Raw genomic sequence first — 9839 nt, 5'->3', positions numbered from 1 at the left:
GGACGCGCGGCGCCCGGGCGATCGCCGGGCCGGGCGGCCGGGCGCGGAGCCAGGGCCGAATAGCGAACGGTTTCGCCGGGCCGGGCGCCTTCGCGCGGCGGACGGGAGTCCCCCTCGCGCGGCGGACGGGGGCCGCGGTCGCCCTCGGGACGCGGCGTGCGCTGACCGAAATTGGCGCCGGCGTCCGGACGCGGGGCCCGCTGGTTGAACGGGCCGGCGCTGGGCGGCCGGTAGGTGGTGGTGCTGGTGCGGTCGTCGCGGCGTTCGCGCGAAGGCTCATAGGTGCGGGTCTGGTTCGGCGCGGCGGGCGCGGCCGGGGCCGGAGCCTGGGCGACGGGAGCCGGGGCGACCGGAGCGGGCGCGGGTGTCGGAGCCACCGGCGCGGCGGCCACGGGAGCGGCCGGCGCGGGCGCCGCAACCGGAGCAGCGGGCGCGACCGGTGTCGGGGCGGCGGCCGGAGCTGGAGCCGGAGCGCGGGCGGCCTGTTCGGCGGCGCGTTGGCGCGCCTCTTCCTCGGCGCGGGCGCGGGCCTGGGCGGCCTGACGCTCCTGGGCTTCGCGGGCGGCGTCGATGGCGCGCTGGCGGGCGGCATGTTCCTCGGCCGACAGCCCCCCGGGGCCGGACGGGCGAGCGCCGCCGGAAGCGCGGCTCGGTTCGTAGGTCGTGCGCTTTTCAGCGGCCGAGGGACCGGCGAGGTTGGAGCCGCCGCCGGGCGCATGCGTGCGCACGCGCTTGGTTTCGACCACCACCGTCTTCGACCGGCCGTGACTGAAGGTCTGCTTGACCACGCCCGCGTTCACCGAGCCCGCGCGGGGCTTGAGGGTGAGGGAGGGGCGGGCGGGCCGGCCGTTGTCGTTCTCGTCGCTCATGCGTCTCGCTTAACTCACGGCCGGCGTATCCGGCCTTAATCGTCTAGTTCAAACCGCGAAGGGACCGAGGCGTCGCCGCCCGGTCCACTACGGCTCCTCGCGCCAGCTCTCAGGGAGAAGCGGGCGAAAGCCTGATAGCCGCTGGGCGTCCGATGTCCAGCGTCCGGAGGCTCGCCCCGCAAGGAAGGCGGTGTGTATCACATTCTCGCCCCCCAAGGCCAAACCCAATTCCTCGGAGGAAAAAAGGCCGAACAGGTGGGGGGGAGAAGGGCTCGAATGGATCGCGCCGAGCAGCTTGCGCCGTCCGTCCGGGGCGCCGTCCGACGCCTCGATCAGCCAGGCCGCCTTGCCGCCACGAATGGACGACATGACCTTCTCGAACCCCGAAGTAAGGTCTCCGGAGCGCCGCGCAAGGCCCAGCCCGTCGAGGAGCCGCCGCATCAGCAGGGAATCGACGGTGTCGGGCAGGGTCGCCGGCGCGATCAGTTTCGTTTTGGCCGCGCGCGAGAACAGGCCTTTCTTCACGGCCGTCTCGACGCTGGCCCGGTCGGCCGCCACCCAGATGCCGCGGCCCGGCAGCTTGCGCGCCAGGTCGGGCGTGACCACCCCGTCCGGACCGGCCACGAAGCGGATCAGCCGCGCCTCGTCCATGACCTCGCCGGAGACGATGTCGCGGCGCTCGCGGGAAGCCTGGGCGTGGGTGGCTGGAGGGCGCATGAGTTTAGGGGCTAGGGGCTAGGGGCTAGGGGCTAGTGAAGAATTGAGGGTCGGCGCGATCGGCTAACCCCTAATCCCTAACCCCTAGTCCCTTCCCTTATGCGTCCTGCGCCTCGCCTTCAGCCACGGCCAGGTCGAGATCCTCGGGGTTGTCGAGACCCTCGGACTCGAACTCGGGCTCGTATTCCGGCTCCGGCGGGGCCTCGATCCAGCCCATGACGATGCGGGCGCGCATGATCAGCGCTTCCGCGTCCTCGGGGCTGAGGGCGAAGGTCTCCAGAATGCCCGGCTCGCGGACCCGTTCGCCGTCCTTGTTCTCGAACCAGCCGCGCAGGTCGTCGGGGACCAGGCCGGCAAGGTCCTCGACGGACTTCACCTCGCCCTCGCCCAGGGCCACGGCCATCGGCAGGGTGACGCCCTCGATCTCGAGCACGGCGTCCTCGACGCCCAGCTCGACGCGGCGCGCGTCCTGGGCGGCGGCCTCCTTGTCGAGGAAATCGCGCGCGCGGGCCTGCAGCTCGTCGGCGGTGTCCTCGTCGAAGCCCTCGATGGCCGCGATCTCATGCGGCTCGACATAGGCCACGTCCTCGACCGAGACGAAGCCTTCGGTGGCCAGCAGCTGGGCGATGACCTCGTCCACGTCCAGGGCCTCCTGGAACAGGACGGTGGTCTCGGCGAACTGTTTCTGACGGCGCTCGCTCTCCTGCGACTCCGTCATGATGTCGATCTGCCAGCCGGTCAGCTGGCTGGCGAGGCGCACGTTCTGGCCGCGGCGGCCGATGGCCAGCGACAGCTGCTCGTCCGGCACGACCACCTCGACGCGCTCGTCCTCCTCGTCCATGACCACCTTGGAGACCTCGGCCGGGGCCAGGGCGTTGACGATGAACGTCGCCTCGTCCGGGTTCCACTGGATGATGTCGATCTTCTCGCCCTGCAGCTCGGCCACCACGGCCTGGACGCGCGAGCCGCGCATGCCGACGCAGGCGCCGACCGGGTCGATGCTCGAGTCGTTGCTGACCACGGCCATCTTGGCGCGGCTGCCCGGGTCGCGGGCCACGGCGCGGATCTCGATGACGCCGTCGTAGACCTCCGGCACTTCCTGGGCGAACAGCTTGGCCATGAAGCCGCCGTGCGCCCGGCTGAGCATGATCTGCGGGCCCTTGGTCTCGCGCCGCACGTCGTAGATGTAGCAGCGGATGCGGTCGCCGATGTTGAAGTTCTCGCGCGGGATCGACTGGTCGCGGCGCATGATGCCCTCGCCGCGGCCCAGGTCGACGACGGTGTTGCCGTACTCGACGCGCTTGACCACGCCGTTGACGATCTCGCCCACGCGGTCCTTGAACTCCTCGAACTGGCGCTCGCGCTCGGCCTCGCGGACCTTGCCGGTCACCACCTGGCGCGCCATCTGGGTCTGGACCCGGCCGAACTCGAAGGGCGGCAGGACTTCTTCGTAGGTCTTGCCGACGAAGGCGTCCTTGTCGGCGGCCAGCGCCTCGCGCAGGCGGCGCGAGCCCATGGGCTCGCTGGGGCCTTCCTCGCTGTCCTCGGCTTCATAGACCAGATCGTCGGGGATCACGGTGATCACGCGCTTGATGGTGGTCTCGCCGGTCTTGGGATCGATATGGACCCGGATGTCGTGCTCGGCGCCGTAGCGCGAGCGGGCGCCCTTCTGGATCGCCTCCTCGATCGCCTCGATGACGATCTCCTTGTCGATCGACTTCTCGCGGGCCACGGCCTCGGCGATCTGCAGGAGTTCAAGCCGGTTGGCTGAAATGCCGGTCAGGCTCATGGTCTTAGTCCTCTTGCTCGGGCGTCTGTTGTTGGGTTTCGGCCAGCCGTGCGGCGCGCTCTTCGGCGCCGCGCTTCATCAGCTGGTCGGTCAGGATCAGTTTGGCTTCCACGACCCAGGAAAAGGGGATCAGCGCGGTCTCCGCCTCCCCCTCCAGGTCGATGGCCACGTTGTCGCCCTCGACCCCGGCCAGCAGGCCGCGGAAGCGCTTGCGGCCGTCGGCGACACGGTCGAGTTCGAGGCGGGCCTCGTGGCCCTCGTAGTTGGCGAAGTCCTTCATCCGGGTCAGGGGCCGGTCGACGCCGGGGGAGGAGACCTCCAGGGTGTATTCGCCGGTGATCGGATCGGCGGCGTCCATGATCTCGGAGATGGCCCGCGACAGCTTGGCGCAGTCCTCCACCACCATCTCGCCGTCGGGGGTCTCGGCCATGATCTGCAGCCGCCGGGCGTGCTCGCCGCCCATCAGGCGCAGGCGGACGATCTCGTAACCCGCGGCCTCGGCCACGGGGTCCAGCAGCTCCAGGAGCGTCCTATCTTCTGCGGTCTTGCCTCGCATGGGCTCGGCGGCTCTCCGGCAACAAAAAAGCGGCCGGGCCGAAGCCTGCCGCTCATAGGCGCTATCCAGCGCTTACGGACGATGTGAGCGCCTATATAGCACTCCGCTGGGGACTTGTCAGCCCCAGGCGCAAGGTGGTTTCAGCCGCCCTGTCAGGCCCGCATGCCGATGGCGGGGGAGAAGGTCGGATCGTCGTCGTGCGCCTGGGGCAAGGGCGCATAGTGATCATAGACCATGTCGTATGCCGCAAGCCCTCTGCTGAAGGCCTTCAGCGTCGCGCCGTAACCAAAGAGGTTGCTGAGAGGGACCAGGGCGATGACCCTTCCCTCCACCTCAACAGCCAATAGCTCGCCGCGCCGGCTGTTCAGGTCGCCGACCACATCGCCGATATACTCGGCCGGGGTTTGGACCTCGACTCTCATGATGGGCTCGACGATCTGCGGATCGGCCGCCAGGCGCAGTTCGCGAAAGGCGCCTAGGGCCGCCCGTTCGAAGGCGTCGATCGATGAGTCCGCGTCGTGATAGGCGCCGTCGTACAGGGTGGCCTTGAAGTCGATCACCGGGAAGCCGGCCAGCAGGCCGTTTTCCTTGGAGGTTTCGAGGCCCTTCTGAACGCCGGGGATGAATTCCTTCGGGATCGAGCCGCCGACGATGGAGCTCTCGAAGATGAAGCCGGAACCCTGCTCGCCGGGCTCGAACTTGATCTTCACGCGGGCGAACTGACCAGTGCCGCCGGTCTGCTTCTTGTGGGTGTAGTCGATGTTCGTCGCCTTGCCGAGGCTCTCGCGATAGGCCACCTGCGGCGCGCCGATATTGGCTTCGACCTTGTAGGTGCGCTTCAGGATGTCGACCTTGATGTCGAGGTGAAGCTCGCCCATGCCCTTCATGATCGTCTGGCCCGACTCCTGGTCGGTGTGGACGGTGAAGGACGGGTCTTCGGCGACCATCTTGGCCAGGGCCACGCCCAGCTTTTCCTGGTCGGCCTTCGACTTCGGCTCGATGGCGACTTCAATCAAGGGCGGCAGCCGGCGGGCGGGCATTGTCAGGTCCTGCAATCGTGGCGGGCCAGGCAGCCTTGGGCGCAATCCGAAGTCAAGGCGGCAACCACCTCCGCGGCGATCTGAGCGGGCGCGGCGGCGCTGAAGATGCGGATATCCCCCTGGTCCATATAGTCGGCGAAGCGCCGGGCGAACTTGGCGGTTTCGCGGGCCTCGTCCAGATTGAACCCGCGCCCCATCTGGCGGGCGACGACGATGCGGGACGCCTCGGCGAGGTCGGCGCTGGGGAGCAGGCGGATCGAGGTTCCGGCGGCGCGCACGGCGTTGCGATTGGCCGTCAGCAGCGGCGCAGGGGTCTCCCGGGCCAGGAATCCTGAGGACAGCGCGACCACGCAGGCGGGCGGCAACTCCGGGACCAAGGCTGCGAACAGGGCTGAGTTCATCTCGACATAGCGGGCGTAGCCCTGGCCCTGGATCACCGCGTCGACATGACCGACCCGGGCCATGAACGCCTGATCCAGATCCACGAAGGGGCACTCCAGCAAACCGGCCAGCTCAGCCCCCGCCATGGTCTTGCCGACCCCGCCGGGACCGATGATGAAAATACGCGCCATGGGCGAAGGCGACCCCGGCGGCGCGCGGACGTCAAGGGATCAGGGCTTGCGGTTGGACCAGATCGACACGCCGAGCATGACCACGATCAGAACCGTGAAGCTGACGACGACGAGGGCGAGATAGAGGGTTTGGCCATTGAGGGTCATGGGGCGCGCCTTTTCAAAGGCCAGCCTTGCGCCCAATCGAAGGTCGTGGCGCGTTTATTCGTAAGGGGTCGGGCCTTTATCCCGCGCGCCGAATAGTCCAAAGACCGCGCCTACTCTTCCTGTGTGTGAAAAGGCCATCTCCCCATGGACATTTCCAAGATCTCGGTGGGTTTCAACCCGCCCTATGACGTCAACGCCATCATCGAAATCCCGCAGGGCGGGGAACCGGTGAAGTACGAACTCGATAAGGAGAGCGGCGCGATCTATGTCGACCGCTTCCTGCACACCGCCATGTTCTATCCCGGCAATTACGGGTTCATCCCCCACACCCTGTCGGGCGACGGCGACCCCATGGACATCCTGGTGGTGGGCCCCACCCCGGTGGTGCCCGGCGCCATCATCCGCTGCCGGCCGATCGGCTGCCTGATGATGGTGGACGAGGCCGGCAACGACGAGAAGATCCTGGCCGTCCCGGTGGACAAGCTGCACCCCTTCTATGCCGGCCTGGACTCCTGGCGCGGCCTGCCGGCGATCCTGACCGAGCAGATCGCCCACTTCTTCCAGCACTATAAGGACCTGGAAAAGGGCAAGTCGGTGGAGATCGTCCGCTGGGCCGATCCGGAAGAGACCGGCGAGCTGATCCGCGCGGGCATCGAGCTGAACGCCCAGATGGAGGCCGAGAAGGCCGCCGCCAAGGCCAAGCAGCTCAAGTAGCTAGGATTGCCAGAGGGCGTGACGGGCGCCTGAACCGGCCCCCACTTCAGGCTGTCACGCCCGGATAAAGTCCAGGAACACCGGCGCGCAGTCGCCCAGGCGCTTTTCCTCGTAGCGCGTGGTGACGTGGTCGGCGGGCGGGACGCGCCAGTCGCAGGCGCGTTCCGCGGGCCAGGCGAAGAGGCCGCTGGCCAGCACCCGCTCCAGGGTCCAGTCGGCGTAGTCGGCCCAGTCGGTGGCGAAGCGCAAGCGCCCGCCGGGCTTCAGCAGGCGGGCCAGCTCGGCGATCGTCTGCGCCTGGATCAGGCGGCGCTTGTTGTGCCGCGCCTTGGGCCAGGGGTCGGGGAACAGCACGAAGACGCGGTCAAGGCAGGCGTCGGGCAGGCGCCCCATCAGCTCGCGCACGTCGCCATCATGGATGCGGACGTTCTCTATGGCCCCCTCGTCGAGGTGGCGCAGGGCGCTGGCCACCCCGTTCTGGAAGGGCTCGGCGCCCAGGATCAGGGTGTCGGGGGCGCGGACGGCCTGGGCGGCCATGTGCTCGCCGCCGCCAAAGCCCACCTCCAGCCAGACCGCGCTCGCCCCGGGCATCAGCGCCTTCGGATCGAAGGGCTCCAGGGGCGCGCGCAGGCGCGGCAACAGGCTGTCCATCAGGGCGGCCTGGCGCGGCTTGATCGGCCGCGACTTGAGGCGGCCGAAGGACCGGAGGGGCGGGTGGTTGTCCATGCCGCGCCCTCTAGCCCAGAGATCCGGCGGCGGCGAGATCAATCCCGCCGCCTGACCGTTCTTTAGAGCGCCGCCCGCAGCTTCTCGACGAGGTCGGTCTTTTCCCAGGAGAAGCCACCGTCCTTGTCCGGGGTGCGGCCGAAGTGGCCGTAGGCCGCGGTGCGGGCGTAGATAGGCTTGTTGAGGCCCAGGTGCTCGCGGATGGACCGCGGGGTGGCGCCGCCCACCAGCTCGGGCAGGACCTTCTCCAGCTTGGCCGCCTCGACCTCGCCGGTGCCGTGCAGGTCGACATAGAAGGACAGCGGATTGGCCACGCCGATGGCGTAGCTGATCTGGATGGTGCACTTCCGGGCCAGGCCGGCGGCCACCACGTTCTTGGCCAGGTAGCGGCACATATAGGCAGCCGAACGGTCCACCTTGGTGGGATCCTTGCCGGAGAAGGCGCCGCCGCCGTGCGGGGCCGCGCCGCCGTAGGTGTCGACGATGATCTTGCGGCCGGTGAGGCCCGCGTCGCCATCCGGCCCGCCGATCAGGAACTTGCCAGTGGGGTTGACGTGCCACTTGGTCTTCTTGGTCACCAGGCCGTCGGGGAAGACGCCAAGGACGTAGGGCTTGATCAGTTCGAGGATGCGCTTGGACGAGGCGGCGTTGTCGCCGATCTTCTTGGCGTGCTGGGTGGAGACCACGATCTGCAGCACCTCGACGGGGCGGCCGTCCTGGTAGAGCAGGGTCACCTGGCTCTTGGCGTCGGGCTCCAGGCCCTTGGCCTCGCCCGAGTGACGCACCTGGGCCAGCTTGCTCAGGATGTTGTGCGAATACTGCAGGGTGGCCGGCATCAGCTCCGGCGTCTCGTCGCAGGCGTAGCCGAACATGATGCCCTGGTCGCCGGCGCCTTCGTCCTTCTTGTTGGACGAGTCCACGCCCTGGGCGATGTCGGCCGACTGGGCGTGCAGGTAGTTGGCGAACTTCGCCTTGGCCCAGTGGAAGCCCTTCTGCTCGTAGCCGATGTCCTTGACCGCGGCGCGCACCAGGGGCTCCAGCGTGCCAAGGATGTCCTTGGTCATCTGCTTGTTCTCGGCCTTCGAGGCGCCCGGCTTGCCGGCGCGGACCTCGCCGGCCAGGACGATGCGGTTGGTGGTGACCAGGGTCTCGCAGGCCACGCGGGCCTCGGGCTCCGCGGCCAGGAAGGCGTCGACCACGGTGTCGGAGATGCGGTCGGCGACCTTGTCCGGATGGCCTTCGGAAACGCTTTCGCTGGTGAAGATGTAGGAGGAACGGCTCAAGAGGAAGGCTCCGGAAAATGCGCGAGCGCCGCAGGCAGGGGCGGCGATCTGGAACGTCTCGGAAATCCTATAAAGAAATCTTTATATCCCGCAAGCGGGGCCTCGCGTCGGGCGAGCGGTTTCGCCTGGGCCGTGACAGCCTGAAGTGGGCGCCGGTCACTCTCCAACTCTTGAATTCAAAGCCTTTTCGTCTGTTTCAGATGAGTCCGTCCGAAACATAAGGGCGCTATCGGCGACAGGCCTCGGCAAAGCCCGAGAAGAGCCGATTGCCCGGATGATCGGTCCCAGCGAACAGCTCCTGATGCCATTGCAGCCCCAGGGCGAAGGGGTGTCCCTCCACCTCGACGGCCTCGATCACGCCGTCGGCGGCATGCGCCGTGGCCCGAAGATCGGGGCCCAGGTCGGCGACGGCTTCGCGGTGGAAGCTGTTGACGCTCAGGGTCGGCGACCCCACCAGGGCGGCCAGGCGCGAGCCCGGCGTCAGGGTGATCTCGTGCAGGTGGTCGCGGCGGTCGTGGTCGAGGACCGCGCCCAGGGTCTTCACGTCGGCGGTGAGCTTGGCGCCATGCAGGCAGGCCAGCATCTGCATGCCCGCGCAGATCCCCAGCACCGGCTTGCCGGCCGCCAGGAAGCCCGACATCAGGGCCTGCTCCACCTCCAGCCGCGGCGAGACCGGGGCGAAGGACGTCTCTCCGTCGCGATACCAGGCGGGCGGATAGGCGAAGCGGCCGCCGACGCTGAGCAGGCCGTCGAAGTCGGCGACGACGCCTTCGACCATCTCGGCGAAATAGGGCAGGCCGAAGGGGGCGGCGCCGGCCTCGCGCAGGCCCTGGAAATAGCCCTTGTGGGCCTCGTAGCGCGTCGCGCCGCTGCTGGTGTTCTCATCCAGCAGGACGGCGATGCGCGGGGTCATGGCGTTCAGTCGGCCTCGACCGGCTCACGGGGAAGGGCCGGTTCCGGCTCCCCCTCCTCCTCGTCCACCATGGCGCGGACCAGATCCAGGATGCGCCGGCGCACCCGGGCCCGGCGGATCTTCGGGAACACCGCGGCCAGTTCCATGCCCTCGGGCGTCATCAGGAAGGCGTGGGCCGGCGAGGGGCCCTCGCCGGGGGCGGGCGCATTGAGCGCCTCGTCCGGCAGGCCGTCGAAGAAATAGGAGATGGAGGTCTGCAGGGCGCGCGCCATGTCCCAGAGCTTCGAGGCGCTCACCCGGTTGGCGGCGCGCTCGTACTTCTGGACTTGCTGGAAGGTCAGGCCGATGGATTCCGCCAACTTCTCCTGGCTGACGCCCAGTTCCTTCCGCCTCAGACGGATACGCAAACCCACATGCAGGTCGATCGGATTGGGGGACCGATCGACGTCGAATTCCTTGGCCATATGCTTCCCATAGACGAATCCGAGCCGCGCCGCCAAAACATGACGCCGG

At 68.5% G+C, this 9839-nt stretch carries 10 protein-coding genes and 1 pseudogene; 1 reads left to right on the top strand and 10 read right to left on the bottom strand.

The features are described from left to right. The 6 genes and pseudogenes from Q7T09_RS00845 to Q7T09_RS00820 form a co-directional block, all read right to left on the bottom strand. Nucleotides 1-869, bottom strand: an 869-nt coding sequence (locus tag Q7T09_RS00845) for a translation initiation factor IF-2 associated domain-containing protein (RefSeq protein WP_304697071.1), incomplete at its 3' end; no start/stop codon positions are given. Between the two features lie 87 nt (nucleotides 870-956). After that, nucleotides 957-1586, bottom strand: coding sequence for an RNA-binding protein (locus Q7T09_RS00840; RefSeq protein WP_304697070.1), 630 nt, complete (start codon nucleotides 1584-1586; stop codon nucleotides 957-959). Nucleotides 1587-1683: 97 nt separating this feature from the next. Next, nucleotides 1684-3375 carry a transcription termination factor NusA gene (gene nusA / locus Q7T09_RS00835; protein WP_304697069.1) on the bottom strand — a complete coding sequence of 564 codons (1692 nt, stop codon included), beginning with the start codon at nucleotides 3373-3375 and terminating at the stop codon, nucleotides 1684-1686. Nucleotides 3376-3379: 4 nt separating this feature from the next. Next, the gene (rimP, locus tag Q7T09_RS00830) at nucleotides 3380-3931 is read right to left on the bottom strand and encodes a ribosome maturation factor RimP (protein ID WP_304697068.1); all 552 of its coding nucleotides are present in this window, start codon (nucleotides 3929-3931) and stop codon (nucleotides 3380-3382) included. 152 nt (nucleotides 3932-4083) lie between these two features. Next, a pseudogene (gene fusA, locus Q7T09_RS00825) lies at nucleotides 4084-5004 on the bottom strand (elongation factor G); the annotation flags it as partial. After that, the gene (locus tag Q7T09_RS00820) at nucleotides 4974-5543 is read right to left on the bottom strand and encodes a shikimate kinase (protein ID WP_304697067.1); all 570 of its coding nucleotides are present in this window, start codon (nucleotides 5541-5543) and stop codon (nucleotides 4974-4976) included. The gene Q7T09_RS00820 and the pseudogene fusA, both read right to left, overlap by 31 nt. Nucleotides 5544-5834: 291 nt before the next feature. On the opposite strand from Q7T09_RS00820, the gene ppa reads away from it, so the two are divergent. Next, on the top strand, nucleotides 5835-6404 hold the full coding sequence (gene ppa, locus Q7T09_RS00815; RefSeq protein ID WP_304697066.1) for an inorganic diphosphatase: 570 nt from the start codon (nucleotides 5835-5837) through the stop codon (nucleotides 6402-6404). A 54-nt stretch (nucleotides 6405-6458) separates the two neighbouring features. Here the strand turns inward: ppa and trmB are convergent, their stop codons facing one another. The 4 genes from trmB to Q7T09_RS00795 all read right to left on the bottom strand — a co-directional run bounded on the left by trmB (nucleotide 6459) and on the right by Q7T09_RS00795 (nucleotide 9790). Then, the gene (gene trmB, locus Q7T09_RS00810) at nucleotides 6459-7130 is read right to left on the bottom strand and encodes a tRNA (guanosine(46)-N7)-methyltransferase TrmB (protein ID WP_304697065.1); all 672 of its coding nucleotides are present in this window, start codon (nucleotides 7128-7130) and stop codon (nucleotides 6459-6461) included. A 62-nt stretch (nucleotides 7131-7192) separates the two neighbouring features. Beyond that, nucleotides 7193-8413, bottom strand: a complete 1221-nt coding sequence (metK, locus tag Q7T09_RS00805; RefSeq protein ID WP_304697064.1) for a methionine adenosyltransferase — start codon at nucleotides 8411-8413, stop codon at nucleotides 7193-7195. 226 nt (nucleotides 8414-8639) lie between these two features. Continuing rightward, a complete protein-coding gene (locus tag Q7T09_RS00800; protein ID WP_304697063.1) occupies nucleotides 8640-9326 on the bottom strand; it encodes a gamma-glutamyl-gamma-aminobutyrate hydrolase family protein in 687 nt (228 codons plus the stop codon). A gap of 5 nt (nucleotides 9327-9331) precedes the next feature. Beyond that, entirely contained in the window at nucleotides 9332-9790 is a 459-nt protein-coding gene (locus Q7T09_RS00795; protein WP_304697062.1) for a helix-turn-helix domain-containing protein, read from the bottom strand. Between the last annotated feature and the right edge of the window lie 49 nt (nucleotides 9791-9839).

It is taken from the genome of Phenylobacterium sp. (genome assembly GCF_030645195.1).
Classification (GTDB): domain Bacteria; phylum Pseudomonadota; class Alphaproteobacteria; order Caulobacterales; family Caulobacteraceae; genus Phenylobacterium.
Note: the sequence above shows the minus strand (reverse complement) of the source record. Positions and strands in the feature narration are given on the sequence as shown.

What these genes read in the sequence shown, in the direction of transcription:
- Q7T09_RS00800 (WP_304697063.1), bottom strand. Translation starts at nt 9,326, where the DNA reads ATGACCCCGCGCATCGCCGTCCTGCTGGATGAGAACACCAGCAGCGGC.
- Q7T09_RS00840 (WP_304697070.1), bottom strand. Translation starts at nt 1,586, where the DNA reads ATGCGCCCTCCAGCCACCCACGCCCAGGCTTCCCGCGAGCGCCGCGAC.
- Q7T09_RS00795 (WP_304697062.1), bottom strand. Translation starts at nt 9,790, where the DNA reads ATGGCCAAGGAATTCGACGTCGATCGGTCCCCCAATCCGATCGACCTG.
- trmB (WP_304697065.1), bottom strand. Translation starts at nt 7,130, where the DNA reads ATGGACAACCACCCGCCCCTCCGGTCCTTCGGCCGCCTCAAGTCGCGG.
- Q7T09_RS00820 (WP_304697067.1), bottom strand. Translation starts at nt 5,543, where the DNA reads ATGGCGCGTATTTTCATCATCGGTCCCGGCGGGGTCGGCAAGACCATG.
- rimP (WP_304697068.1), bottom strand. Translation starts at nt 3,931, where the DNA reads ATGCGAGGCAAGACCGCAGAAGATAGGACGCTCCTGGAGCTGCTGGAC.
- nusA (WP_304697069.1), bottom strand. Translation starts at nt 3,375, where the DNA reads ATGAGCCTGACCGGCATTTCAGCCAACCGGCTTGAACTCCTGCAGATC.
- ppa (WP_304697066.1), top strand. Translation starts at nt 5,835, where the DNA reads ATGGACATTTCCAAGATCTCGGTGGGTTTCAACCCGCCCTATGACGTC.